We start from the raw sequence: 26,548 nt of genomic DNA on the forward strand, positions 1-26,548 counted from the left end.
TGAGTGAAAGGCACGAGTGAACCGCAAATGGCACCTCAAGGACCGCCCTTGGAGCAAATCGCACTAAAGTGACCGCGCGGTTTTTGGTATGGTGCAGCTCGTTTTTTAACGGACTGATTTCTAGCCTGAGGACGGGGCCCCTTTTTAAAGTCAATGAGCTGCTGCACAAATGCCCGGACCGATACCGATCAAAGACCACGAACAAGAGACGCGCCTGGTCAACAAACGACTGATGGCCTGCGCTATGTTCGTCGCCGCCATTTCTTGCGTCTTGGTCGTACGCCTGTACGTCCTGCAGGTACTCGAATTCGACTACCATTCGACGATCTCCGAAAACAACCGCGTGCACGTATTGCCGATCACCCCCACCAGAGGGTTGATTTACGACCGTAACGGCGTGGTCCTGGCAGACAACCGCCCCAGCTTCAACCTGACCATCACTCGCGAACGCGCCGCCGATATCAAGGAAGAGCTGGATCAGGTGGTCAACCTTCTGCATTTGCCCGCCGAAAGCCGCACGCTGTTCGACAAGGCCATGAAGCAGGCGCGCCATCCGTTCGTACCCGTCACGTTGTTCTACGAACTCAATGAAGAACAGATCGCGGTACTGGCCGTGAACGAGTTCCGTCTGCCAGGGATCGACGTCGAGCCGCAGTTCGTTCGCCACTACCCGATGGGCGCGCACTTCGCCCATTCGATCGGCTACGTCGGCCGAATCAACGAGAAAGAATCCAAGGTCCTGGACTCGGTGGAATACCGTGGCACCCAATCCATCGGCAAGACCGGCATCGAGAAATTCTACGAGTCGCAATTGCACGGCCACGTCGGTTACGAAGAAGTCGAAACCAACGCCCAGGGCCGGGTGCTGCGCGTGCTCAAGCACACCGATCCGATCCCCGGCAAAAACATCGTCCTGAGCCTGGATGTAAAACTGCAGGAAGCCGCCGAGGAGGCGTTGGGTGATCGTCGCGGCTCGGTGGTCGCGCTCGACCCGTCGACCGGCGAAGTGTTGGCCATGGTCAGCAAGCCCAGCTTCGACCCGAACCTGTTCGTGACGGGCATCAGCTTCAAGGAATACGCGGCGCTGCACGATTCCATCGACCGGCCGTTGTTCAACCGCGTGCTGCGCGGCCTCTATGCCCCCGGCTCGACCATCAAGCCGGAAGTGGCGATTGCCGGCCTCGACGCCGGCGTGGTCACCCCGCAGACCCGCGTCTACGACCCGGGTTATTACCAGTTGCCGGACTTCGATCACAAATACCGCAACTGGAATCACAGCGGCGATGGCTGGGTGGACATGGACGCGGCGATCATGCGCTCCAACGACACCTACTTCTACGACCTGGCGCACAAGCTGGGCATCGACCGCCTGCACGACTACATGGCCATGTTCGGCCTCGGCGAGAAGGTCTCGCTGGACATGTTCGAAGAGTCTGCCGGGCTGATGCCGTCCCAGGCCTGGAAGCGCGCCACGCGCCGCCAGCCGTGGTTTCCCGGCGAGACGGTGATCCTCGGCATCGGCCAGGGCTACATGCAGGTCACGCCACTGCAACTGGCCCAGGCCACTGCGTTGATCGCCAACAAGGGGGTCTGGAACCGACCGCACCTGGCCATGACGGTGGATGGCACCGCGCCGGTGGATGAGCATCCGATGCCGAACATCCTGCTCAAGGACCCCCGTGACTGGGAGCAGGTCAACCACGGCATGCAGATGGTGATGCACGACGCGCGCGGGATTGCCCGGGCGTCAGCGGCGGGGGCGCAATACCGCATCGCTGGCAAGAGCGGGACCGCGCAGGTGGTGGCGATCAAGCAGGGCGAGCGCTACAACCGCGCGAAAACCCTGGAGCGTAACCGCGATAACGCCTTGTTCGTCGGCTTCGCGCCGGCCGAGCATCCGAAGATCGTCATCTCGGTGATGATCGAAAACGGCGAGGCCGGCGGGCGTGTCGCCGGTCCGGTGGTGCGGCAGATCATGGATGCCTGGCTGCTCGATCAGGACGGTCACCTGAAGCCGCAATACGCCACGCCGAGCAAAAAGCCAGGCGATCCGCACGTGTGAATGATAGAGAGTGTTGTGGTGTCCGGGAGGACGCCTTCGCTGCGGTGCGGCGATCCGACAAGCCAGCTCCCACAAGTGGCGGGGTTGCACCGTAGATTTGTGAGCAACGCCGAACCTGTGGGAGCTTGCTCGCGATGAACGATAACGCGGTCGATCTGATTGAACACAAGCGCCATAAGGCACTTGCCATCGCCCTGACGTTAACGTAAAGATTGCGCCAGGGCGCTGAACTTGAATAAGCGCAAAGCGGACCGATCCGGAGCGCTTGATGACGCTGATAAAAACAACTCCACCCAAGCCGCACCGCGAAGCCCGGCTGGCCCGGGAAAAACTCCATCTCGAGGGCGAAGTCCCGGATGGCGTGTTGCGGGCGGAAATCGATGCCTCGTGGCGACGCAGCCTCAGCCATGGCGTGCATTTCAATGCCAAGCACGAACTGGCGCTGGAATCGAGCGCGAGTCTCGACGTCCTGTTGGCAAGCAACCGCCTGCTGATCGATGCGGCATTGCCGGCGATCGATTACCTGGCCGAACGCCAGGGCAAGGAAGGGCTGATCATCCTCGCCAATTCCGACGCCACCATCCTGGCCGTCGAAGGACGCGCCGATCGCCTCAAGGGCAGCGGCCTGCAAGACATCACCCTCGGCGCCTGCTGGAGCGAAGCCGTTCGCGGCACCAATGCCCTGGGCACCGCGCTGGTGGAAGCCCGGCCGACGTTGATCGATTGCGGCGAACATTACCTCGATCGCCTGAGTGATTTCTCCTGCACCTCGGTGCCGATCCATTGCCCCCGGGGCGACATCCTCGGCGTGCTCGACCTGACCCGCGAAGGCCCGCTGGGCCGGGTCCATGACAGCACCGCGCTGCTGGCCATGGCCGTCAGCCAGATCGAAAGCCGGGTGTTCAACGCCAGCTATCCGGACGAAATCGTCCTGGCGTTCCACAGCCGGCGGCAATACCTCGAATCCCCTTGGCAAGGCCTGCTGGCGGTGAGCCTCGGCGGGCAAATCCTCGCGGTCAGTGCCCAGGCCTGCCAGTTGCTGCATGCCGAACGTTCGGCGCTGGTCGGCCGCCGCTGCGAAGAGTTTCTCGGGGTCGACGGCCTGCAACTGCTCTCGCGCCTGCAACAGGGCGGAGTCGGCAGTCTGCAGACCGCCAAAGGCGAATTCTTCTACAAGACCTTGCGTGCGCCGCAGCGCTCGATCAACGTCAGTACACCACCGCGCACCACCGCCAAGACTGCCAAACCGCAACCGGACCTCGAATCCCTGGCCGGCAGCAACGTCCGTTATGCCCGGGCCTTGCGCATGGCCCGCCAAGGCCTGGCCAATGAATTGCCGGTGTTGCTGCTGGGCGAAACCGGTACCGGCAAGGAAGTCATTGCCCGTGCCTTGCACATGGCCGGCTCCCGCTGCGATAAATCCTTCGTGGCGGTGAACTGCGCGGCGATCCCCGAAGGCCTGATCGAGTCGGAACTGTTCGGCTATCGTGAAGGCGCGTTTACCGGCTCCCGGCGTGGCGGCATGATCGGACGTCTGCAACAGGCCCACGGCGGCACCTTGTTCCTCGACGAAATCGGCGACATGCCCCTGGCGTTGCAAGCACGTCTGTTGCGCGTGCTGCAGGATCGCAAAGTCGCCCCGCTGGGGGCTGGCGAAGAACAAGACATCGACGTCGCACTGATCTGCGCCACCCACCGCGACCTCAAGCGCCTGGTGGAAGAAAAGCACTTTCGCGAAGACCTGTTCTACCGGGTCAACGGCATCAGCGTGATGCTCCCGGCCCTGCGCGAACGCGACGATTTCAGCGCTCTGGTCGCGCGCTTGCTGGCCAGGCTCGACGCGCCGACGATGCTCCTGCATGACGACCTGAACCGCTTGCTCGGCGGCTATCACTGGCCGGGCAATATCCGCCAGCTGGAGATGGTCCTGCGCACCGCGCTGGCCATGCGTGAACCGGGCGATACAGTGCTCACCCTCGATCACTTGCCCGACAGCATGCTCGACGAGTTGAGCGCCACCGAGCGCCCCCAGTCGGGGAGCATTCGCGAAAACGAACTGGAGCTGATTCGCCAATCCCTGGACACTCATCAGGGTAACGTCTCGGCTGCCGCCGACGCCCTGGGCATCAGCCGCGCGACCCTGTATCGCAAGCTCAAACAGTTGCGCTCGTGATGCAGCGCTTGCTCGTTCGGCTGATCCACAGCCAGAATCCCGCAGCCCTGCAAGCGGCGCTGCGCTGGCTCTACAGCTTTGTGCGGCCCCATCGGCTGGCGATTGCCGGGCTGCTCGGCTTGTCGGCCTGTGCCTCGGCGCTGGTGCTGGTGCAACCCTGGCTGACCAAGCTGCTGATCGACGACGGCCTGTTGGCGCGCGACTTTTCCATGCTGGTGCTGATCGCCGGGCTGATGATCGTGGCCGGGTTGCTCGGCACGCTGCTGTCGGGCATCAATCGTTACCTGCACACACGGCTGTCCGGGCGGATTCTGTTTGCCCTGCGCGACGACCTTTATCGGCATTTGCAAACCCTGTCGCCGAACTTCTACGGCCAGCGGCGCATCGGTGACCTGATGTCGCGCCTCGATGGCGACGTCGCGGAGATCCAGCGTTTTGCCGTGGACTCGCTGTTTTCGGCGGTGTCGAGCGTGATCGGCCTGGTGGTCGCGGTGGCGATGCTGGTGACCTTGTCCTGGAAACTCTCGTTGCTGGCACTGGTGCTGATCCCCCTCGACGTGCTCTGGCTGCGCTGGATGCGGCGCAAGGTCGAACGCGATGTGCGGCAGTTGCGCGAGCGCTCGGCGGACATGTCATCGTTCATGGTCGAGACCTTGCCGGTGATGAAATTCATCCAGGCCGCCGGCCAGCAGCAGCGTGAGGCGCGACGCCTGGAAACCTTGGGGCAGGGCTACATGAGCCAGTTGCTGCGCCTGCAAGTGACCGAATTTTTCACTCAGGCGGTGCCGGGCACCCTGACTTCGTTGTCGCGGGCCTGTGCGTTTTTGATTGGCGGCTACTGGGTGGTGCAGGGGACTTGGCAACTGGGTGCGCTGATCGCGTTTTCCACCTACCTGGGCATGGCAGTGGGGCCTGTTCAGAGCCTGCTGGGCCTGTATGTCGCGATTCAACGGATGACCGTCAGCCTGGGGCGGGTCATGGAGCTGCGCGGCGAAGAGCCGACCGTACTCACACCGGTTATGCCGCGGCCGATGCCGAGCTCCGGCGAGCTGCGTTTCGACGACGTGCACTTCAGCCACCCGGGTCGCCCGACAACCTTGCGCGGCATCGAGGCGCGTATCCCCTATGGCTTGAAAGTCGCCCTGAGCGGTGGCTCCGGGGTCGGTAAGTCAACCCTGATCGACCTGCTGCAACGGCATCACGATCCGCAGTCCGGTCGAGTATTGCTGGGCGAGGTCGACTTGCGGGAGCTGGACCTGTTCCAGTTGCGGCGGCGAATTGCCGTGGTCAGTCAGGACATCGTGCTGTTCCGTGGCAGCCTCGCCGACAACCTGGCCTACGCCGTACCGGATGCCAGCCGCGAAGCGATCGCCGAAGTGGCGCGGCTGGCGCAGCTCGACAGCCTGATCGCGTCATTGCCCGAAGGCCTCGACAGTCCATTGGGCGAGCGCGGCCAACAATTGTCCGGCGGGCAAAAACAACGCATCGCCATCGCCCGGGCGTTGTTGCAGGACCCACTGATCCTGGTGCTGGACGAGGCCACCTCGGCGGTGGACGAAGCCACCGAGCGCGAAGTGATCGAGGCTATCGACCGGTTGTTTGCCGGACGTACGCGCATCCTGATCAGCCATCGCCCCTCGACCCTGGCCGATGCCGATCTGCGCTTTGAATTGCTCGACGGCGTGCTGACCTCGAAAACGGTGCCGCATGAAGCCTGAATTGCGCATTGGCGTGGTGGACAGTGGGCACTCGGCGGCGCAGCGGGTGCAGGTGGTCGCCGGGCGACGCTTTTCGTTGCTGGAGGACGGATTGGCGCAAAGCGATCTGCGCGATGATCCGCTCGGCCACGGCAGCGCCGTGATCGAAGCCATCGGTCGCCGGGCGCCGGCGGCGGTATTTTGCGTGGGCCAGGTGTTCGACCAACGGGGTGTCACCAGCGCCTTGCAGATCGCCACGGCCATCGACTGGCTGGTGGCGCAGGACGTGCGCCTGATCAACCTGAGCCTGGGCCTGCGTCAGGATCGCAGCCTGTTGCGCGAAGCCTGCGCCGCGGCAGTGGCGCGGGGCATTCTGCTGTGTGCATCCAGTCCGGCCCAGGGCGAAGGTGTGTTCCCGGCGAATTATCCACAGGTGCTGCGGGTCACCGGCGATGCGCGGTGCGCCGAACAGGAATGGTCGTGGCTCAACAGCGCCCAGGCGGATTTTGCGGCCTGTGTGCATGGGACGTATCCGGGGCAGTCCGGTGCCAGCCTGGGGTGTGCGGCCTTGAGCGGGCATATTGCCGGTTTTCTGGTGGCGCATCCCGAAGCGAGCAACCCACAGGTCATCGAATGGTTGCAAGAACATGCCCGTTATCGCGGCCCTGAACGGCGCTTCGGGCGATGATTTTGATTCTTGGCGCCGGGCCAGCAGGTGCGGCGGTCGCGCTGGGGCTGCGGCGGCTCGGTTATCCGGTAACACTGGTCAGTGAGTGGCGGCGCTTTGCCGCGCTGGAAGGCGTTTCCGTGCGGGTGCTCGAGGCGTTGCGTGGCGCGGGGCTGAACCAGGCGCTGGCGGATGCGACGTTGCCTTCCCAGCGGCAGGTGGCGTGGAACGGCCAGCAGCATGCGCAAAACATCGAATACCTGGTGGATCGCCCGCGCTTTGATCGGGGCCTGCGCGAGGACCTGCGCCTGGCGGGCGTCGAGTTGATCGAAGCGCGGGTGTTGACGGTTCACTCGTCGGCGGCGGGACATCGGATCGAGCTCGAAGGGCGTCCGGCACTGATCGCGGACTTTCTGGTGGAGGCGCGAGGGCGTCAGGCGCCAGCGCTGGGCAAAGGCCTGCGCGGGCCGGAGACGGTCAGCCTGCTCAATCGCTGGCAAGGCACGCCGGGCACCACCGCCAGCGCCGTGGAAAGTCTTGAGGATGGCTGGGCCTGGATGGCGCGGCGGGCGGACGGTCAGTGCTACTGGCAATGGACGGTCGACGTGGCCAGCGCCGAATTGCCCGGCAAGGCGCAATTGCTCGACTACTGTCGTCTGCGGCGCCAGGGTTCGGCATTGGCCCGGGGGGTTTTTGCGGCCGGGCCTGAGGACGATCTGCAGCTGCATGCCCGCAGCAGCACGGCCATTCTCAGTCCACAGGTCTGTGGCGCTCACTGGATTCGGGTCGGCGATGCGGCAATGGCGGTGGATCCGTTGTCGGGCAACGGGATTTTCCAGTCGCTGTCTTCGGCGCTGCAGGCCCCGACGGTGATCAACACATTGTTGCGTAAACCCGAGCGAGCGGCGCTGGCCCAGCGCTTTCATCAGCAGCGGGTGGAGCAGTTGTTTTGGCGATTTGCACGGATCGGCCGCGATTTTTATGCCGATGAGCAGCGTTGGTCCGGGCAACCGTTCTGGCAGGCGCGGCGACAGTGGCCGGATGCCGTGGTCGCGCATGCCGAGGCGGATTTTCAAGCGCTGAGAGTCGAGCGCGCGCCGGTGCTCAGGGAGGGCTTTGTCGACGAGGTCGAGGTGGTGATCACGGCCGATCAGCCATTGGGTATCTGGCATGTGCAAGGGATCGAGTTGGCGCCGTTGGTGCGGCGGTTGCGTACCGAACCGGCGGAGCAGGCGTTGGCGGGGTTGACGGTGGAACAGGGGCGGGTGGTTCGCAGTTGGTTGCTGGCCCAGGGCTTCAAACCCTGACCGAGCCTTGCATGTGCACTGGAATCGCCATGTCGCGGATTGCCTGTCCACGATAAACGATCAACGATGAACACTCCGTATACGGCACAAACATCGAACGCGCCACCGTCACCACGGTCTGCTCCCTATACCACCGAATTCTTCATACAAGGAGACGCTCACATGCCCGAAGCATTGACCCTCAACCAACGTATCGTCCTGGCATCCCGTCCGACAGGCGCGCCGACGCCGGAGAATTTCCGCCTGGAAAGGCAAGCGCTGCCGGAGCTGGCCGACGGTCAGGTGCTGCTCAAGACCCTTTATCTGTCGCTGGACCCCTACATGCGCGGACGCATGAGTGACGCGCCGTCCTACGCCGCACCCGTTGAAATCGGCGAAGTGATGACCGGTGGGGCGGTTAGCCGGGTCGAGCGCTCGCTGAATCCGAAATTCCACGAAGGTGACCTGGTGGTCGGCGCCACCGGCTGGCAGAGCCACAGCCTCAGCGACGGTCGCAACATCATTCCGGTGCCGTCCGGGCTGCCGAGCCCGTCGATGGCGCTGGGCGTCCTCGGTATGCCGGGCATGACCGCCTACATGGGGCTGATGGACATCGGCCAGCCCAAGGCCGGCGAAACCCTGGTGGTCGCGGCCGCGTCCGGTGCGGTGGGGTCGGTGGTCGGCCAGGTGGCGAAGCTCATAGGCCTGCGGGTGGTCGGCGTGGCCGGTGGTGAGAAAAAGTGCCGTTACGTGGTCGAAGAACTGGGCTTCGATGCCTGCATCGATCACAAGAGCGCCCGCTTCGCCGATGAGTTGGCTCAGGCTTGCCCTGACGGCATCGACATCTATTACGAGAACGTCGGCGGCAAGGTGTTCGATGCGGTGTTGCCGCTGCTCAACCCCAAGGCGCGGATTCCGCTCTGTGGCCTGATCGCTTCGTACAACGCTCACGAGGCACCGACCGGGCCGGATCAATTGCCGCAACTGCAGCGCACCGTGCTGACCAAGCGGGTGCGGATCCAGGGCTTCATCGTGTTCGACGACTACGGCGACCGTCAGCCGGAGTTCATCAGCGCCATGGCGCCGTGGGTGCGCGATGGCAAGGTGAAGTTCCGCGAGGATGTGGTCGATGGCCTGGAAAATGCGCCCGAGGCGTTCATCGGCCTGCTGGAAGGACGCAACTTCGGCAAACTGGTGGTTCGGGTCGCGCAGGCCGAGTAATTGGCCCTGCCATTTGACGCTGCTATTTGACGCTCAAGGGGAGGCGCGGGTATAAACCGCGTCTCGTTGTTTTGTCGGACTTTTCCCCATGAGCTTCAGCCCTCTGATTCGCCAACTGATCGATGCCCTGCGGATTTTGCCCGGTGTCGGTCAGAAAACTGCCCAACGCATGGCGTTGCAGCTGCTCGAGCGTGATCGCAGCGGTGGCTCGCGCCTGGCCCTGGCGCTGAACCAGGCCATGGATGGCGTGGGCCACTGCCGGCTGTGCCGCACGCTGACCGAAGACGATCTGTGCCCGCAATGCGCCGATACCCGTCGCGACGACACCTTGCTCTGCGTGGTGGAAGGGCCGATGGATGTCTATGCGGTGGAGCAGGCGGGCTTTCGTGGGCGCTACTTCGTGCTCAAGGGCCACCTGTCGCCGCTCGACGGCTTGGGCCCGGACGCCATCGGCATTCCGCAACTGCTGGCGCGGATTGAAGAGGCGGGCACGTTCACTGAGGTCATCCTCGCCACCAACCCGACGGTGGAAGGTGAAGCCACGGCGCACTACATCGCCCAGTTGCTGAGCAATAAAGGCCTGATCGCCTCGCGCATCGCCCATGGCGTGCCGTTGGGGGGCGAGCTGGAACTGGTCGATGGCGGGACGTTGGCGCATTCGTTTGCGGGGCGCAAGCCGATCGCTTTGTAATCTGTGGTGTCTGGGCTGACGCCTTCGCTGGCAAGCCAGCTCCTACAGGGGCCATTGGTGTACGCAAAATCTGTGAACACCCTCCCACAGGGGCCATTGGTGTACGCAAAATCTGTGAACACCTTTGATCCCTGTAGGAGCTGGCTTGCCAGCGAAGGCGTCCGCGAAGGCAACGCGTTACTTATCGCTCAACGCAAACTGCGTCAGGCAAAACGTCGGAATCCCCATATCTTCCAACCGCTGCGCCCCACCCAGCTCCGGCAAATCAATAATCGCCGCCGCCTCATGCACCCGCGCACCCATGCGCCGAATCAGGTTCGCCGCCGCAATCAGCGTGCCGCCGGTGGCTATCAAGTCATCGAACATCACCACCGAATCGCCTTCACACAGGCTGTCGGCGTGGACTTCGAGGAAGGCTTCGCCGTACTCGGTCGCATACCCCTCGGCCAGCACGTCGGCCGGCAGCTTGCCTTGCTTGCGGAACAACACCAGCGGCTTGTTCAACTGATAGGCCAGTACCGAACCGATCAGAAAACCCCGGGCGTCCATCGCCCCGATATGGGTGAAGTCGGCTTCTACATAACGGTGAGCGAAGCTGTCCATCACCAGGCGCAGGGCCTTGGGCGACTGGAACAACGGGGTGATGTCGCGAAAGATCACGCCCGGCTTGGGGAAGTCGATCACGGGACGGATCAGGGATTTGATGTCGAAGGCGTCGAAGGCCATGGTCGAAGAATCCTGGCAGGCTGCAAACGGTGCAGTATAACGGCGGCTGAGCCCTTTCGCTCAGCCGCAAGGGTTGCCGTCAGCCTTCGAGCGAGCCGCCGGCCAGGGCGCACAGCTGGATCGGGTCGAGGATATGAATTTCCTTGCCTTCGGCGGCGATCAGTTCGTTTTGCTGGAAGCGCGTGAACACCCGGGACACGGTTTCCACCGCCAGCCCCAGATAATTGCCGATCTCGTTGCGCGACATGCTCAGGCGGAACTGGTTGGCGGAGAAACCCCGGGCGCGAAAGCGGGCCGAGAGGTTGACCAGGAACGTCGCAATACGCTCATCGGCGGTTTTCTTCGACAACAGCAACATCATTTGCTGATCGTCGCGAATCTCGCGGCTCATGACGCGCATCAACTGGCGGCGCAGTTGGGGCAGTTGCAGCGCCAGCTCGTCGAGGCGCTCGAAAGGAATTTCACAGACCGAGGTGGTTTCCAGGGCTTGCGCCGAGACCGGGTGTTTTTCGGTGTCCATGCCCGACAAGCCGACCAGCTCACTCGGCAAATGGAAACCGGTGAGCTGCTCTTCACCGCCATCGCTCAGGCTGAAGGTCTTCAACGCGCCAGCGCGAACTGCATAAACGGAATCGAACGTGTCGCCCTGACGGAACAGGAACTCGCCTTTTTTCAGCGGGCGGCCACGTTTGACGATTTCGTCCAGCACATCCATGTCTTCCAGATTCAGAGAAAGTGGCAGGCAGAGGGGGGCCAGGCTGCAATCCTTGCAATGGGCCTGGCTATGAGCGCGCAGTTTTACTGGCTCGGACATTTCTTCAATCCTTGTGGGAAAAAACACACATAAGCCGTAAGGGTAACTCACGGGAGGACATTCAGGCCAGCGCCTGGCGATTTTGCCGCAGGGTCTCGGGGGCGTTCTCAATGCCCCCTAGATCACTCGTGAAAAACGCTGGCGATTTTGCTCGCCCAAGTAGGCGTCGAACACCATGCACACAGAACGCACCAGCAACCGTCCTGCGGGCAGTATGCTGATTTTTACATTATCGAGTTCGATCAGGCCGTCGGCGGCCATGCTCTGCAGTTGCGGCCAAAGTTCGGCGAAATAGCCGCGAAAATCGATGTTGAAGGCGTGTTCGATCTGGGCAAACTCCAGGTTGAAGTGGCAAATCAATTGTTGGATGACGGCGCGACGCAGGCGATCGTCGGCGTTGCACAGCAAGCCCCGACTGGTGGCCGGTTGCGAGGAGGCCAGCGCGTTCTGATACTGAGTCAGGTCGCTGCTGTTCTGGCAGTACAGGTCGCCGATCTGGCTGATGGCCGAAACGCCCAGGCCGATCAGGTCGCAGTGACCGTGGGTGGTGTAGCCCTGGAAGTTGCGTTGCAGGGTCGATTCTTCCTGGGCTATCGCCAGTTCGTCGTCGGGCAGCGCGAAGTGATCCATGCCGATGTAGCGGTAACCGGCCGCGGTCAGTTGTTGGATGGTGCCCTGGAGCATCTCCAGTTTCTGCGCCGGCGTCGGCAGTTCGTCGCTGTTGATGCGCCGCTGGGGCATGAAGCGTTCCGGCAGGTGCGCATAGTTGAACACCGACAGCCGGTCGGGTTGCAGCGCGATGACTTCGTCGACCGTGTGCGCGAATCTGTCGGGCGTCTGTTTCGGCAAGCCGTAGATCAGGTCAATGTTGATCGAGCGAAATTGCAGGGTGCGGGCGGCGTCGATCACCGCGCGGGTCTCTTCCAGGCTTTGCAGGCGATTCACCGCCCGTTGCACCGCCGGATCGAGGTCTTGCAGGCCGATGCTGACCCGATTGAAGCCCAGTTCACGGAGCAGGCCCATGGTCGACCAATCGGCTTCGCGAGGGTCGATCTCGATGCCATAGTCGCCGGAATCATCGTCCAGCAGGTTGAAGCTTTTGCGTAAGCGGGCCATCAACTGGCGCAGTTCGTCGTGGCTGAGGAACGTCGGTGTGCCGCCACCGAAATGCAACTGCTCGACTGTCTGCGCCGGGTCGAGGTGGCAGCCGATCAGCTGGATTTCCTGTTCCAGACGCTGCAAGTAGGGCAAGGCCCGTCCGCGGTCCTTGGTGATGACTTTGTTGCAGGCGCAGTAGTAGCAAACGTTCGCGCAGAAGGGCACATGCACGTAAAGCGACAACGGTCGCTGGGCCTTGCGGCTGTCACGCAGGGCATGGAACAGGTCGAAGCTGCCGACATGCCCGTCGAACTGCAGGGCGGTCGGATACGAGGTGTAGCGCGGTCCCGCCAGGTCATAACGGCGGATCAGATCGGTGTCCCAACGAATGGCGTCGAGCATCATGCGGGCATTCCCCCGGATAGGCTGGCTGTGTTGGCGAGTCTAGGGGGCGGGGCGCAGGGGCATCTTGATTTGCATCAAAGGTCGTCGGTGTGTTGGCAGTGAGGGCCCCATCGCGGGCAAGCCCGCTCCCAAAGGACCTTGGTTTGGAACACAGAATTGAGGCAATGCAAAATCCTGTAGGAGCGAGCTTGCTCGCGATGGGCGCGCCGCCGATCTAATGCCCCATCAGCCAATGCTGATGCGGCCCCGGCAAGGTCCAGATGCCAAACAGCATCACCAGCAACCCCCCCGTCATGCGCACGCTGCGCTTGCGCAGCAGCGCCGTGACCCGCTCGGCCGCCAGCCCCGTGGCCAGCAGCACCGGCCAGGTGCCCAGGCCGAACGCGAGCATCAGCAATGCACTGTCCAGCGCATTGCCCTGGCTCGCCGACCACAGCAGCGTGCTGTAGACCAGACCGCACGGCAGCCAGCCCCAGAGCGCCCCCAGCAGCAACGCGCGGGGCAGGCTCGACACCGGCAGCAGTTTGGTGGCAACCGGCTGGATGTGCCGCCACAGGCCGCGACCGAGGCTTTCGATGCGGGTCAGGCCGCTCCACCAACCGGCCAGGTACAGGCCCATGGCGATCAGCAATAACCCGGCGATGACGCGCATGAACATCGCGGCCGGGCTGTTGGCCACCGCCCACCCGGCCAGTCCGATCAGCAGGCCGGCCGCGGCATAGCTGAGAATTCGTCCCAGGTTATAGGCCAGCAGCAACCGAAAGCGCCGGCTGCGCTGCTCCTGGGGAATCGCCAGGGTCAGCGCGCCCATCAAGCCGCCGCACATCCCCAGGCAATGACCGCCACCAAGCAGGCCGAGAATGACGGCAGACACCAGCAGTGGCGCCAACTCAAGCATGCGGAGGCGCCTGGTCGTCCGGTTTGGCCGGATGGCCGCTGGCCTCGTCGACCGCCGCCTGGTGATTCGGGTCCTGATCGTCGAACAGGATGCTATGGGCCGGGCCGTCCAGGTCGTCGTACTGACCGCTGTCGACTGCCCAGAAGAAAATGTAGATTGCGATGGCCACAATCAGCAGCGCGGCCGGGATCATCACGTAGAGAGCTGGCATGGGTCACTCCATGCCCGCGCGGCTCAGGCCGGCAGCGGGCGGGTTTGTGGCGTGGCGCCGGCGGCAGGCGCGCTCGGCAGGCGAGTCAGGCGCAGGGCGTTCAGCACCACGGTCAACGAACTGATGGACATGCCCACCGCGGCCCATACCGGGGTGATCCAGCCGAGGGCGGCGAAGGGTAACATGAGGCCATTGTACAGCCCCGCCCACAGCAGGTTCTCGATGATGACCCGGCGGGTGCGCCGGGCCAGGCTGAAGGCTTGCACCAGTGCGTCGAGCCGGTTGGACAGCAACACCGCATCGGCACTGGTCTTGGCCAGGTCCGTCGCCGAACCCATCGCCACGCTGATGTCGGCGGCGGCCAGCACCGGCACGTCGTTGACCCCGTCACCGAGCATCAACACCTTGCGACCTTCCTTGTGCAATTGTTGCAAGACCTGCAATTTATCGTCCGGACGCATGCCGCCCCGGGCTTCGTCGATGCCCAGTTCAGCGGCCACGCTGGCCACCATCGGCGAGCTGTCGCCGGACAACAGCAGCGTGCGCCAGCCGCGGGCCTTGCACGCGGCGAGCAGGGCGGGGGCGTCGCTGCGCAGACGATCGTCGAGGACGAACCACGCCAGGGGCCCCAGGCTGTCGCCGAGCAGCAGCCATTGACCGGGTTCATCGGGCATCGATGGCGCGCCGGCACCACTGAGTTCGCAGACAAACCCCGGCTGGCCGATGCGCAGGCGTTGCTCGCCGACCAATCCTTCGAGGCCCAGGCCCGGCGTGCTGTGGACCTCTTCAGCGGCCAGCGGCGCCCGGCCGAATGCCCGGGCGATCGGGTGTTCGGAGCGATTTTCCAGGGCGGCGGCGAGACTCAGGCATTGATCGCTGTCGAGCGCGCCGAGCGGGCGGATCGAGCGCAGCGCCAGGCGGCCTTCGGTGAGGGTGCCGGTCTTGTCGAAAATCACCGTGTCGATCTGGTTCAGGCCCTCCAACACATGACCGCGAGTCAACAACAACCCCAGTTTGTGCAGGGTTCCGGTGGCGGCGGTGAGGGCGGTCGGCGTAGCCAGGGACAAGGCGCACGGGCAGGTCGCAACCAGCATCGCCAGCACGATCCAGAACGCCCGTGACGCATCCAGTTGCCACCAGACCAGGCCGATGACGGCGGCGGCAATCAGCGACAGCAGCAGGAACCACTGCGCGGCGCGGTCGGCAATTTCCGCCAGTCGCGGCTTTTCGGCCTGGGCACGCTCCAGCAGGCGGACGATGGCGGACAATCGGGTGTCCTGGCCGAGCGCCAGCACTTGCACGGTCAACGCGCCCTCGACGTTCAAGGTGCCAGCGGTGACTGCATCGCCCGGCAGCCGAGACTGCGGCAGGTATTCGCCGGTGAGCAGGGATTCGTCGATGCTCGACTGGCCGTCGAGGATCTTGCCATCGGCCGGGAGGATCGCACCGGGATGCACCAGCACATGATCGCCCACGCGCAGTTCGCTGAGCAGGATCCGTTCGCTCTGGCCGTCGGCACTCAGGCGCAGGCAAGAGGCGGGCAATAGATTGACCAGCTGCGCGGTGGCGGCGGCGGTTCGCTCCCGGGCGCGACGTTCCAGGTAGCGCCCGGCCAGCAGGAACAGCGCAAACATGCCGACGGCATCGAAGTACAGTTCGCCGACCCCGGTGATCGAGGTCCAGATCCCGGCGATGTAGGCGCTGCCGATCGCCAGCGACACCGAAACGTCCATGGTCAGGTGCCGGGTGCGCAGGTCGCGCATGGCGCCCTTGAAGAAGGGCGCACAGCTGTAGAACACGATCGGCGTGGTGAGGAACAGCGCGACCCAGCGCAGGATGGTGTGCAGCTCGGGGCTGAGGTCGATATTGAATTCCGGCCAGGTGGCCATGGTCGCCATCATCGCCTGGAACCACAGCAGCCCGGCGACCCCGAGCTGGCGCAGGGCCAGGCGGTTTTCACTGGCCAGTTGTTCGCTGGCGCGGTCGGCTTGATAGGGGTGTGCGACGTAACCGATGTGGCGCAATTCGTGCAGCACCCGGCTCAGGGGCAATTGCGCGTCGGCCCAGCGCACGTGCAGGCGATGGTTGGACAGGTTGAGGCGCGCTTCGGCCACCGCCGGCAAGCCACGCAGGTGTTTCTCGATCAGCCAGCCGCAGGCGGCGCAGCTGATGCCTTCCATCAACAACGTGGTTTCGGCGAGGTCGCCTTCGTGGCGAACGAAGGGTTGTTGCACGTCGGCACGGTCGTACAACGCCAGCTCGTCCACCAGTTGTACGGGCAAGGCTTCGGGGTTGGCCGAGGCTTCGCTGCGATGCTGGTAATAGCTTTCAAGGCCCCCGGCGACAATCGCCTCGGCCACGGCCTGGCAGCCCGGGCAGCAGAACTCGCGGGTTTCACCGAGGACGGCAGCGGTGAAGCGGCTGCCGGCCGGGACGGGCAGGGCGCAGTGGTAGCAGGGGAGTGGCGTGGTGGTCATGGAATTATCACTAGTACCGCAGATCTCTATCGTCGGATAGGGCCTCTTCGCTGGCAAGCCAGCTCCTACAAAGGTTCGCGTGATCCTGTAGGAGCTGGCTTGCCAGCGAAGCGCGAAGCGCGATTTTATTTTTTCAGGTCTTCGGCGCCCTGCAGCGGCTCATCACCCAGCAGCAGGTCCTTGTCATGACTGACCTGTTCTTCCTCGAACATGCGCCAGGTCTTCCCATCCTGCACGCCCAGCAACTCCACGAAGCGACGGCCGTCGACCTTGTCGCTCACCTGGCCGATGTAGCGGCCCTGTTCGGTTTCGCTGCGGGCGAGGGTGATCTTGCGATCCTTCTCCGGCTGCGTCGGCGAGATCAGGTTCAACTCCAGGGTGGCCGGTGCGCTGTTGCCGTTCAGGCGCACATCGACTTCACCGGTCACGCCATCCAGGTGAACGCTGGCGCGCAACAGCAGGGTCTGGGCCAACAGCTCACGGTCCAGCGAACGGTTGATGCCCTTGCCGGCCTCGTAGTAGTTATCGTTGACCAGGTTGTCCGGGTTGTTCACCGCGATCGTCACCATGGACAGGGTCAGGGTGACCGAGCAGGCCAGGATGGCGATGATGATCCACGGCCAAAGGTGCTTGTACCAGGGACTTGTGGCAGTTGCTGCGGGCATGGTCACTTCTCTCAACGAATTTGTGGGCCGATGAATCGGCTCTTGGCTTCAACGTGGATGCTGGCGTCATCGGCGTCCTTGAGGATGAACTTCACCTCGTTGGTACTCGACGGCAGTTGTTCCGGTGCGCTGGACAACTCGACCGGCTGGCTGAAAATCTCCCCGGCGGCGACCTTGATCTCGCGCTTGCCTTGCAGCTTGAGGTCCGGCAAACCAGTGGCTTCCAGCAGGTAGGTGTGGTCGCGCTGGTCCTTGTTCATGATCTTCAGGCTGTAGACGTTCTCGATCCGGCCTTCGGCGTTTTCGCGGTACAGCACGCGGTCCTTGCTGACATCGAAGCCGACCAGCGATCGCATGAAGAACGCGGTCACCAGCAAGGCGATCATCGCCAGCAGCACCGTGGCATAGCCGATCAGGCGGGGCCGCAGTTTATTGGTTTTTTGCCCGGACAGGTTGTGCTCGGTGGTGTAGCTGATCAGGCCGCGCGGGTAGTCCATCTTGTCCATGATGCTGTCGCAGGCATCGATGCAGGCGGCACAGCCGATGCATTCCACCTGCAGGCCGTCGCGGATGTCGATCCCCGTCGGGCAGACCTGGACGCACATGGTGCAGTCGATGCAATCACCCAGGCCCATGGCCTTGTAGTCGACGCCTTTCTTGCGCGGGCCGCGGGATTCGCCACGGCGCGGGTCGTAGGACACGATCAGGGTGTCCTTGTCGAACATCACGCTCTGGAAGCGTGCGTACGGGCACATGTAGATGCACACCTGTTCACGCAACCAGCCGGCGTTGCCATAGGTGGCGAGGGTGAAGAAACCGACCCAGAAGTAGGACCAGCCATCGGCTGCGCCGGTGAAAAAGTCGATGGTCAGTTCGCGGATCGGCGAGAAGTAGCCGACGAAGGTCATGCCGGTGACGAAGCCGATCAACAGCCACATCGCGTGTTTGCTGAACTTGCGCAGGAACTTGTTGGCGCTCATCGGCGCCTTGTCCAGCTTGATGCGCTGGTTGCGGTCGCCTTCGGTGACCTTTTCGCACCACATGAAAATCCAGGTCCAGACACTCTGCGGGCAGGTATAGCCACACCAGACCCGCCCGGCGTACACGGTGATGAAGAACAGGCCGAAGGCGCTGACGATCAGAATCCCTGAAAGCAGGATGAAGTCCTGGGGCCAGAAGGTCGCGCCAAAAATGAAGAACTTGCGCTCCGGCAGGTTCCACCAGACGGCCTGGTGGCCACCCCAGTTCAGCCAGACCGTACCGAAATACAGCAGGAACAGCCCGGCACCCCCCATCATCCGCAGGTTGCGGAACAGGCCGGTGAAGGCGCGGGTGTAGATCTTTTCCCGTGAGGCGTAGAGGTCGACGCTGTTGTTGGTGTTTTTGGCAGGCGGGGTAACGTCGTGTACCGGAATCTGGTTGCTCATCATTGCATCCCACGGCAGTGGAAAAATGCCCCGGTCAGTACATGCCGACCGCGGTCAAAAAGGGTGTAGCAGTGGCGCAATGATACGCCTGTCGCTCTGCCTCAAGGGTGCGACCTTTGGTCGCGTTGGGGAAAAATCATGAATGGTGTAGCAGATGTAACAAAACATGATGCAGGTCAATTGACTATAGCCGAACCCAGCTGCTCGCCGATGACCTCGCTTTTAAGCTTAAGCGCACAGCGGATACCCGCCGGGCCGCAAAAAAAACGGCCCCGCCAATTCTCACTGGCGGGGCCGTTTTTTATTGCATCAAGCCTTACTGGGCGTCTTCCGCCGGAGCCTTCTCGCCGTGAGACAGGCTGTAGACGTAAGCGGCCAGCAAGTGGACCTTGTCGTTGCCTTGCAGCTGTTCCTGCGCAGGCATCTGGCCCTGACGGCCGTAACGGATGGTCTGCTGCAGCTGAGCGAAGCTCGAGCCGTAGATGAACGCACCCGGGTGGGTCAGGTCAGGGGCGCCCATGGCTGGCGTTCCTTTGCCTGCCGGACCGTGGCAGGCCACGCAGTTGGCCGCGAACAGTTTCTGCCCGGCAACCGGGTCGGCCTTGGCGCCTTCCGGCAGCTTGCGGCCATCGAGGTTGGTCAGCACGAATGCGGCAACGTCAGCCACGCCTTGCTCGCCGATCACTTCGGACCAGGCCGGCATCACCGCGTGACGACCGCCCATGATGGTGGTCTTGATGGTTTCCGCTTCGCCGCCCCAGCGCCAGTCGGCGTCGGTCAGGTTAGGGAAGCCATAGGCGCCTTTGGCGTCGGAACCGTGGCAGACCGAGCAGTTGGAGGCGAACAGGCGGCCACCCATCTTCAGGGCTTGCGGATCCTTGGCCACTTCTTCGATGGGCATGGACGAGAACTTGGCGAAGATCGGGCCGAACCTGGCGTCCGACTTGGCCATTTCCTTTTCCCACTCGTGAACGCCGGTCCAGCCGGTCTGGCCGTTGGCGAACGCGGTCTGCTTGTCGTTATCGAGGTAGTTGTAACCCGGCAGCAGGCCTTTCCAGTTGCCCAGGCCCGGGTACAGCACCAGATAGCCCAGGGCGAAGATGATGGTGCCCACGAACAGCATGAACCACCATTTTGGCAGCGGGTTGTCGTACTCCTCGATCCCGTCGAAGGAGTGGCCAACCGTTTCCTCGGTGGCTTCGCTGCGCTGGCCCTTGCGGGTAGACAGCAGCAGCCAGGTCAGGGCGAAGATGGTGCCGAGACTGAGGACTGTGACATACAGACTCCAGAACGTAGTCATTCTTTGTTACTCCTAGAAGCTTGCTCGACGTGCTTGATGGCTTCGGGATCATCCGCGAAAGGCAGCAAGGTCGCGTCTTCAAACTCCGACTTGCGCTTGGGACTGAACACCCATAACGCCAGACCGATGAAGGCCACCATCACAACAACGGTGCCCAGGCCACGAATCATCCCGATATCCATCTAAATCACCGTTTGCTTTTGATGATGGTGCCCAGGCCTTGCAGATAGGCCACCAGCGCGTCCATTTCGGTTTTGCCCTTCACAGCATCCTTGGCGCCGGCGATGTCTTCGTCGGTGTAAGGGACGCCGAGCGTGCGCAACACTTCCATTTTCTTGGCGGTGTCTTTGCCGTCGAGCTTGTTTTCCACGAGGAACGGGTAGGCCGGCATTTTCGATTCAGGCACCACGTTGCGCGGGTTGTACAAATGCGCACGCTGCCAGTCATCGGAGTAACGACCGCCGACACGGGCCAGGTCCGGACCGGTACGCTTGGAACCCCACAGGAACGGGTGGTCCCAGACGCTTTCACCGGCGACCGAGTAGTGGCCGTAACGTTCGGTTTCAGCACGGAACGGGCGGATCATCTGCGAGTGGCAGCCGACACAACCGTTGGCGATGTAGATGTCGCGGCCTTCCAGTTCAAGCGCGGTACGAGGCTTCATGCCTTCGACCGGCTTGTTGGTGACGTCCTGGAAAAACAGCGGAACGATCTGGGTCAGGCCGCCGACGCTGACGGCGATAACCATGAAGAAGGCCAGCAGGCCAATGTTCTTCTCGACTGCTTCATGCTTCATCAGTGAGCTCCAACTACAGCAATCTGTTCAGCAGCTTTGGCTTCAACCGGGTTCGAGGCACGTACGGTACGCCATACGTTGTAGGCCATGAACAGCATGCCGCTGGCAAAGAACGCACCGCCCAGGGCGCGAACGATGAAACCGGGGTGGCTGGCTTGCAGCGCTTCGACGAACGAGTAGGTGAGGGTGCCGTCGTCGTTGATTGCACGCCACATCAGGCCCTGGGTGATACCGTTGACCCACATCGAAGCGATGTACAGCACGGTACCGATGGTCGCGAGCCAGAAGTGCGTGTTGATCAGGCCGATGCTGTGCATCTGCGGGCGACCGAACAGTTTCGGAATCATGTGGTAGATGGCACCGATCGAGATCATCGCTACCCAACCAAGAGCACCGGCGTGTACGTGGCCGATGGTCCAGTCGGTGTAGTGCGACAGCGAGTTGACGGTCTTGATGGCCATCATCGGGCCTTCGAAGGTCGACATGCCGTAGAACGCCAGCGACACCACCAGAAAGCGCAGGATCGGGTCGGTGCGCAGCTTATGCCAGGCGCCCGACAGGGTCATCATGCCGTTGATCATGCCGCCCCAGCTTGGTGCCAGCAGGATGATCGACATCGCCATGCCCAGGGACTGAGCCCAGTCCGGCAGCGCGGTGTAGTGCAGGTGGTGCGGACCGGCCCAGATGTACAGGGTGATCAGCGCCCAGAAGTGCACGATCGACAGGCGATAGGAGTAGATCGGACGCTCGGCCTGCTTCGGTACGAAGTAGTACATCATCCCCAGGAAGCCGGTGGTCAGGAAGAACCCGACCGCGTTGTGGCCATACCACCACTGGATCATCGCGTCAGTCGCACCGGCGTAAGCCGAGTAGGACTTGAAGAAGCTGACCGGCAGGGACGCGTGGTTGACGATGTGCAGCATCGCCGTCACAACGATGAAGGCACCGTAGAACCAGTTGCCCACGTAGATATGCTTGGTGTTGCGCTTGGTGATGGTGCCGAAGAACACCAGACCGTAAGTAACCCAGACGATGGCCAGCAGAATAGCCAGGGGCCATTCCAGTTCCGCGTATTCCTTGGTGGTGGTGTAACCCAGCGGCAAGGTAACGATCGCGCCGACGATCACCGCTTGCCAACCCCAGAAGGTGAAGGCGGCGAGGCTGTCGGAAATCAGTCGCGTTTGGCAGGTTCGCTGCACGACGTAATAAGAAGTGGCAAACAGTGCACAACCACCGAAGGCGAAAATCACCAGGTTGGTGTGCAACGGGCGTAAGCGTCCAAAAGTCGTCCACGGCAGACCGAAGTTCAATTCCGGCCATACAAGCTGTGAGGCGATGAAGACACCAAGCCCCATGCCAAGGATCCCCCAGACCACCGTCATGATGGCGAACTGGCGGACTACCTTATAGTTATAAGCAGTCGGACTGATTGCTGTGCTCATTCTAAGGTTCCACGGTTTGGGTGTTTTATTAGGAGTAAAAATCGGCCGCAAGTATGGAGAAAGCGGGGGGTCATTGCAACGCGCCATGACCTGGGTCAATGCTTTCAAAAGCTGATTCTGCGGCCTTTCCATGCGCCGCGTAAGGTCAAAATTGCCCAAGGGCAAAATGTCGCAGCAGACGAAAATGGTGAGGGGGTCAGGTCGGATGTAACGGGGTGTGTTCAAACACAACGATCGGGTAACAGATGGCAATTGGCACGACAGCCGGTATCTACCAGCCTTTGCGGCTTGTCATCGAGCAGATTCGTCGAACACATCGGGTAGGGTCGACCTGGAACCGGCTCATGCCAGTCCGCATCGGGGAAGCTTAGACCCGAATCCGGGGAACCGAAAGGAGGACCAACGGAGGGGTGCGACACTTGGTCGCAAAGGGGCAGGGAACTGCCGCATCCGGGAGAATGCGGCAGCAGAGCGGTCGAGATTTATTCGTGTTTGCCTTCAGCCTGCAAACGCTCGGTGGTCAATCCATGAGACAAGCTGTAAACATAAGCGGCCAGCAGTTGCACCTTGTCGTTGCCGAGCAGTTCGTTCTGCGCCGGCATATGGCCCTGGCGGCCATGGCGAATGGTCTGTTGCAGCTGCGCCAGGCTTGTACCGTAGATAAAGCCGGCCGGTTGCGTCAGATTCGGCGCGCCCATGGCTTCAGTGCCCTGGCCGTTTGCCCCATGACAGGCTACGCACATGGTGCTGAACGCTTGCTGTCCGGCGTGCAGGTCGGCACCTGTGTCGGCAGGCAACGGCAGGCCGGCCAAGTCATGTCGCACATAAGCCGCGACGTTCTTCACGCCGGCATCACCAAGGATTTCACCCCAGGCCGGCATTGCGGCCACGCGACCACCCATGATTGTGGTCTTGATGGTGTCGGCGTTGCCGCCCCAGCGCCAGCGGGTGTCCGCCAGGTTCGGGAAGCCGAAAGCGCCCTTGGCATCCGAGCCGTGGCAGACCGCGCAATTGGAGGCAAACAGGCGACCGCCCATTTTCAACGCTAGCGGGTCTTTGGCCACTTCTTCCACGGGCATCGCCGCGAATTTGGCGAAGATCGGCCCGAACTTGGCATCGGCCTTGTTCATCTCCTTTTCCCACTCGTGGACGCCGGTCCAACCGTCCTCGTAACCCGGCAGGATGCCTTTGAAGTTGCCCAGGCCCGGGTACAGCACCAGATAGCCCACGGCAAACACCAGCGTGCCGGCGAACAGCATGAACCACCACTGCGGCAGCGGGTTGTCGTACTCCTCGATGCCGTCGAAGCTGTGGCCCATGGTCTGGTCGACGCTGCCCTTGGTTTCGCCCTTGCGGGTGCCGATCAGCAGCCAGGTCAGGCCGATCAGGCTGCCGATGGTCAGTACGCAGATCCACGTACTCCAGAAGGTGGTCATGGCCGGGTACTCCTTGTTGTCGCTGATTCTTGAGTGCTGTCGGATGGCGGCTCGTCGGCGAACGGCAGCAAACGCGCTTCGGCGAACGCCGGATTGCGCTTGCGGTTGAACACCCACAGCGTCAGGCCGACGAAGGCCACGAACACCACGACCGTGCCCAGGCCGCGGATCATTCCACTGCTCATTACACTTACGATTTCAAAGGGCATGGACATGGCTCACCTCTTGCTCTTGATGGATGTGCCGAGCACTTGCAGGTAAGCGACCAGCGCGTCCATTTCGCTCTTGCCCTTGAGCGAAGCCACGCTGCCGGCGATGTCGTCGTCGGTGTACGGCACGCCGAGGGTGCGCATCGCCTTGATCTTGGTTTCGGTGTGGCTGCTGTCGAGCTGATTGGCCACCAGCCATGGGTAGCCAGGCATTTTCGATTCCGGCACCACGTTGCGCGGGTTGTACAAATGCGCGCGGTGCCAGTCTTCGGAATAGCGACCGCCAACCCGGGCGAGGTCCGGACCGGTACGTTTCGAGCCCCAGAGGAACGGGTGGTCCCAGACGCTTTCACCGGCCACCGAGTAGTGGCCGTAGCGTTCGGTCTCGGCGCGGAACGGCCGGATCATCTGCGAATGGCAACCGACGCAGCCTTCGCGGATGTAGATGTCGCGACCTTCCAGTTGCAGTGCGGTGTAGGGCTTCATGCCTTCGACCGGTTTGTTGGTCACGTCCTGGAAGAACAGCGGGACGATCTGGGTCAGGCCGCCAATGCTCACGGCCAGTACCATCAACAGCATCAGCAGGCCGACGTTTTTCTCGATTGTTTCGTGTTTCATGGCGGCCTCCTCAGGCGATCTGCGCGGCAGCGGCGGCTTCGGCAGGCTGCGAGGCCCGCACGGTGCGCCAGGTGTTGTAGGCCATCAGCAGCATGCCGCTGAAGAAAATCGCACCGCCGACCAGGCGCACGACGAAGCCGGGATGGCTGGCCACCAGGGTTTCGACGAAGGAGTAGGTCAGCGTGCCGTCTGCATTGACCGCGCGCCACATCAGGCCCTGGGCGATGCCGTTGACCCACATCGACGCGATGTAGAGCACGGTGCCGATGGTGGCAAGCCAGAAGTGCGCGTTGATCAGGCCGATGCTGTGCATCTGCGTGCGGCCGAAGATTTTCGGGATCATGTGGTACAGCGCGCCGATCGAGATCATCGCTACCCAGCCGAGGGCGCCGGCGTGCACGTGGCCGATGGTCCAGTCGGTGTAGTGGGAGAGGGCGTTCACCGTCTTGATGGCCATCATCGGCCCTTCGAAGGTCGACATGCCGTAGAACGCCAGCGACACCACGAGGAAGCGCAGGATCGGGTCGCTGCGCAACTTATGCCAGCCGCCGGAGAGCGTCATCATGCCGTTGATCATCCCGCCCCAGCTCGGTGCCAGCAGGATCAGCGACATCACCATGCCCAGCGACTGGGCCCAGTCCGGCAGCGCGGTGTAGTGCAAGTGGTGCGGGCCGGCCCAGATGTACAGGGTGATCAGCGCCCAGAAGTGCACGATCGACAGGCGATAGGAATACACCGGGCGTTCGGCCTGCTTCGGCACGAAGTAATACATCATGCCGAGGAAGCCGGCGGTGAGGAAAAAGCCTACGGCGTTGTGCCCGTACCACCACTGCACCATGGCGTCGGTGGCACCGGCGTATACCGAGTAGGACTTGGTGAAACTCACCGGCAGTTCAACGTTGTTGACGATGTGCAGAATCGCCACGGTGATGATGAATGCGCCGAAGAACCAGTTGCCGACGTAGATGTGTTTGGTCTTGCGCTGCATGATCGTGCCGAAGAACACCACGGCGTAGGCGACCCAGACGATGGTGATCAGGATGTCGATCGGCCATTCCAGCTCGGCGTATTCCTTGGAGCTGGTGTAACCCAGCGGCAGGCTGATCGCCGCCAGCAGGATCACCACTTGCCAGCCCCAGAAGCAGAACGCGGCGATTTTCGGCGCAAACAATCGCGTCTGACAGGTGCGTTGCACCGAATAGAACGAACTGGCGAACAGGGCGCAGCCGCCGAAGGCGAAGATCACGGCGTTGGTGTGCAACGGGCGCAGGCGGCCGAAACTGGTCCACGGCAAGTCGAAGTTGAGTTCAGGCCAGACCAACTGGGCTGCGAGAAAAACCCCGAGTCCCATGCCGACGATGCCCCACACCACCGTCATAATGGCGAATTGGCGGACCACCTTGTAGTTGTAGGCGGTACTGATAGAAGTGTTCATGGTTCCCCATCCACGGTTCAGCTGAAGTGAAGGCGGATGCGCAAGGCAACGCTCACTTCGCCTGGAGTTATAGGCAGACTAAAAGCGAGGCAAGCATGGGCAAAGAGCACAAGGCCAGTATTGACGGGGATCAATGGGCGCAGTGTGTGCGCGAACACGGATGGTTGTGGAATGAGGCTGCCGCAAAGGGATCGGCCGCGCCTGTGACGCTGATTCTCGCCCACGGCGCCGGTGCGCCGATGGACAGTGCCTGGATGGACGACATGGCTGCACGCCTTGCGGCTCAAGGCGTCAACGTGTTGCGGTTCGAGTTTCCATACATGGCGCAGCGGCGCCTTGATGGCGGCAAACGTCCACCAAACCCGGCCCCCAAATTGCTGGAATGCTGGCGTGAGGTCCATGCCGTGGTGCGACGTCATGTCGCTGGGCGCCTGGCTATTGGCGGCAAGTCCATGGGCGGGCGCATGGCCAGCCTATTGGCGGATGAACTGGGGGTGGATGCGCTGGTGTGCCTGGGGTATCCGTTTTATGCGGTCGGCAAGCCGCAGAAGCCGCGGGTCGAGCATCTGGCCGGATTGCAGACGCCCACGTTGATCGTGCAGGGGGAGCGGGATGCGCTGGGTAATCGCGAGGCGGTCGAGGCTTACACATTGGCACCGGGTATCGAGGTGTTCTGGCTGGTGGCGGGGGATCATGACCTGAAGCCGTTGAAGGCTTCGGGGTTTACCCATGAACAGCATCTGGCGACAGCGGCGAACAAGGTTGCCGCGTTTGTTCTGTGAGCTTTCGCTGCC

24 protein-coding genes are annotated in these 26,548 nt (G+C 62.5%); 8 read left to right on the top strand and 16 right to left on the bottom strand.

Annotation, left to right across the window (positions count from 1 at the left end; translation table 11 throughout):
• Positions 1-169: 169 nt before the first annotated feature.
• The 7 genes from mrdA to recR all read left to right on the top strand — a co-directional run bounded on the left by mrdA (position 170) and on the right by recR (position 9,797).
• On the top strand, positions 170-2,062 hold the full coding sequence (mrdA, locus tag ELQ88_RS10390; protein ID WP_128869900.1) for a penicillin-binding protein 2: 1,893 nt from the start codon (positions 170-172) through the stop codon (positions 2,060-2,062).
• Between the two features lie 268 nt (positions 2,063-2,330).
• On the top strand, positions 2,331-4,235 hold the full coding sequence (locus ELQ88_RS10395; RefSeq protein ID WP_138964921.1) for a sigma-54-dependent Fis family transcriptional regulator: 1,905 nt from the start codon (positions 2,331-2,333) through the stop codon (positions 4,233-4,235).
• Positions 4,235-5,953: an ABC transporter ATP-binding protein gene (locus ELQ88_RS10400; protein ID WP_138964923.1), complete on the top strand. Its 1,719-nt coding sequence runs from the start codon at positions 4,235-4,237 to the stop codon at positions 5,951-5,953. The genes ELQ88_RS10395 and ELQ88_RS10400 overlap by 1 nt, the downstream gene beginning before the upstream one ends.
• Entirely contained in the window at positions 5,943-6,620 is a 678-nt protein-coding gene (locus tag ELQ88_RS10405; protein ID WP_128869912.1) for a S8 family serine peptidase, read from the top strand. Before ELQ88_RS10400 ends, ELQ88_RS10405 begins: the two co-directional genes overlap by 11 nt.
• Positions 6,617-7,906, top strand: coding sequence for an FAD-dependent monooxygenase (locus ELQ88_RS10410; protein ID WP_138964925.1), 1,290 nt, complete (start codon positions 6,617-6,619; stop codon positions 7,904-7,906). The genes ELQ88_RS10405 and ELQ88_RS10410 overlap by 4 nt, the downstream gene beginning before the upstream one ends.
• Positions 7,907-8,068: 162 nt before the next feature.
• Positions 8,069-9,106, top strand: a complete 1,038-nt coding sequence (locus tag ELQ88_RS10415; RefSeq protein ID WP_138964927.1) for an NADP-dependent oxidoreductase — start codon at positions 8,069-8,071, stop codon at positions 9,104-9,106.
• 88 nt (positions 9,107-9,194) lie between these two features.
• The gene (recR, locus tag ELQ88_RS10420) at positions 9,195-9,797 is read left to right on the top strand and encodes a recombination mediator RecR (RefSeq protein WP_128869915.1); all 603 of its coding nucleotides are present in this window, start codon (positions 9,195-9,197) and stop codon (positions 9,795-9,797) included.
• 177 nt (positions 9,798-9,974) lie between these two features.
• Here recR and ELQ88_RS10425 read toward each other — a convergent pair whose 3' ends face one another.
• The 16 genes from ELQ88_RS10425 to ccoN (ELQ88_RS10500) form a co-directional block, all read right to left on the bottom strand.
• Entirely contained in the window at positions 9,975-10,523 is a 549-nt protein-coding gene (locus ELQ88_RS10425) for an adenine phosphoribosyltransferase (protein ID WP_128869389.1), read from the bottom strand.
• Positions 10,524-10,602: 79 nt separating this feature from the next.
• Positions 10,603-11,337 carry a fumarate/nitrate reduction transcriptional regulator Fnr gene (gene fnr, locus ELQ88_RS10430; RefSeq protein WP_138964929.1) on the bottom strand — a complete coding sequence of 245 codons (735 nt, stop codon included), beginning with the start codon at positions 11,335-11,337 and terminating at the stop codon, positions 10,603-10,605.
• A 117-nt stretch (positions 11,338-11,454) separates the two neighbouring features.
• Positions 11,455-12,837 (bottom strand): oxygen-independent coproporphyrinogen III oxidase, encoded by a 1,383-nt coding sequence (gene hemN / locus ELQ88_RS10435; RefSeq protein WP_138969491.1) that lies wholly within the window; start codon positions 12,835-12,837, stop codon positions 11,455-11,457.
• 217 nt (positions 12,838-13,054) lie between these two features.
• The gene (locus ELQ88_RS10440) at positions 13,055-13,738 is read right to left on the bottom strand and encodes a sulfite exporter TauE/SafE family protein (RefSeq protein ID WP_138964931.1); all 684 of its coding nucleotides are present in this window, start codon (positions 13,736-13,738) and stop codon (positions 13,055-13,057) included.
• On the bottom strand, positions 13,731-13,949 hold the full coding sequence (ccoS, locus tag ELQ88_RS10445) for a cbb3-type cytochrome oxidase assembly protein CcoS (RefSeq protein ID WP_128869391.1): 219 nt from the start codon (positions 13,947-13,949) through the stop codon (positions 13,731-13,733). The genes ELQ88_RS10440 and ccoS overlap by 8 nt, the downstream gene beginning before the upstream one ends.
• Before the next feature lie 23 nt (positions 13,950-13,972).
• The gene (locus ELQ88_RS10450) at positions 13,973-16,426 is read right to left on the bottom strand and encodes a heavy metal translocating P-type ATPase (RefSeq protein ID WP_138964933.1); all 2,454 of its coding nucleotides are present in this window, start codon (positions 16,424-16,426) and stop codon (positions 13,973-13,975) included.
• 125 nt (positions 16,427-16,551) lie between these two features.
• Positions 16,552-17,091 carry a FixH family protein gene (locus tag ELQ88_RS10455; RefSeq protein WP_128871784.1) on the bottom strand — a complete coding sequence of 180 codons (540 nt, stop codon included), beginning with the start codon at positions 17,089-17,091 and terminating at the stop codon, positions 16,552-16,554.
• 11 nt (positions 17,092-17,102) lie between these two features.
• Positions 17,103-18,518 (bottom strand): cytochrome c oxidase accessory protein CcoG, encoded by a 1,416-nt coding sequence (ccoG, locus tag ELQ88_RS10460; RefSeq protein ID WP_128871785.1) that lies wholly within the window; start codon positions 18,516-18,518, stop codon positions 17,103-17,105.
• A gap of 316 nt (positions 18,519-18,834) precedes the next feature.
• A complete protein-coding gene (ccoP, locus tag ELQ88_RS10465; protein ID WP_128871786.1) occupies positions 18,835-19,818 on the bottom strand; it encodes a cytochrome-c oxidase, cbb3-type subunit III in 984 nt (327 codons plus the stop codon).
• Complete coding sequence (locus tag ELQ88_RS10470) at positions 19,815-20,000, bottom strand: CcoQ/FixQ family Cbb3-type cytochrome c oxidase assembly chaperone (RefSeq protein WP_003175465.1); 186 nt, start codon at positions 19,998-20,000, stop codon at positions 19,815-19,817. The genes ccoP (ELQ88_RS10465) and ELQ88_RS10470 overlap by 4 nt, the downstream gene beginning before the upstream one ends.
• Before the next feature lie 5 nt (positions 20,001-20,005).
• Positions 20,006-20,614, bottom strand: a complete 609-nt coding sequence (ccoO, locus tag ELQ88_RS10475) for a cytochrome-c oxidase, cbb3-type subunit II (RefSeq protein WP_010456412.1) — start codon at positions 20,612-20,614, stop codon at positions 20,006-20,008.
• Positions 20,614-22,056: a cytochrome-c oxidase, cbb3-type subunit I gene (gene ccoN / locus ELQ88_RS10480; RefSeq protein ID WP_128871787.1), complete on the bottom strand. Its 1,443-nt coding sequence runs from the start codon at positions 22,054-22,056 to the stop codon at positions 20,614-20,616. The genes ccoO (ELQ88_RS10475) and ccoN (ELQ88_RS10480) overlap by 1 nt, the downstream gene beginning before the upstream one ends.
• 482 nt (positions 22,057-22,538) lie before the next feature.
• Positions 22,539-23,492 (bottom strand): cytochrome-c oxidase, cbb3-type subunit III, encoded by a 954-nt coding sequence (ccoP, locus tag ELQ88_RS10485; protein ID WP_138964935.1) that lies wholly within the window; start codon positions 23,490-23,492, stop codon positions 22,539-22,541.
• Positions 23,489-23,689 carry a cbb3-type cytochrome c oxidase subunit 3 gene (locus ELQ88_RS10490; protein WP_138969492.1) on the bottom strand — a complete coding sequence of 67 codons (201 nt, stop codon included), beginning with the start codon at positions 23,687-23,689 and terminating at the stop codon, positions 23,489-23,491. The genes ccoP (ELQ88_RS10485) and ELQ88_RS10490 overlap by 4 nt, the downstream gene beginning before the upstream one ends.
• A 21-nt stretch (positions 23,690-23,710) precedes the next feature.
• Complete coding sequence (gene ccoO / locus ELQ88_RS10495; protein WP_138964937.1) at positions 23,711-24,319, bottom strand: cytochrome-c oxidase, cbb3-type subunit II; 609 nt, start codon at positions 24,317-24,319, stop codon at positions 23,711-23,713.
• Positions 24,320-24,329: 10 nt separating this feature from the next.
• The gene (ccoN, locus tag ELQ88_RS10500; RefSeq protein WP_138964939.1) at positions 24,330-25,754 is read right to left on the bottom strand and encodes a cytochrome-c oxidase, cbb3-type subunit I; all 1,425 of its coding nucleotides are present in this window, start codon (positions 25,752-25,754) and stop codon (positions 24,330-24,332) included.
• 95 nt (positions 25,755-25,849) lie between these two features.
• On the opposite strand from ccoN (ELQ88_RS10500), the gene ELQ88_RS10505 reads away from it, so the two are divergent.
• Positions 25,850-26,536: an alpha/beta family hydrolase gene (locus tag ELQ88_RS10505; protein ID WP_128871792.1), complete on the top strand. Its 687-nt coding sequence runs from the start codon at positions 25,850-25,852 to the stop codon at positions 26,534-26,536.
• Positions 26,537-26,548 lie beyond the last annotated feature (12 nt).

It is taken from the genome of Pseudomonas sp. MPC6 (assembly GCF_006094435.1).
Lineage (GTDB): Bacteria > Pseudomonadota > Gammaproteobacteria > Pseudomonadales > Pseudomonadaceae > Aquipseudomonas.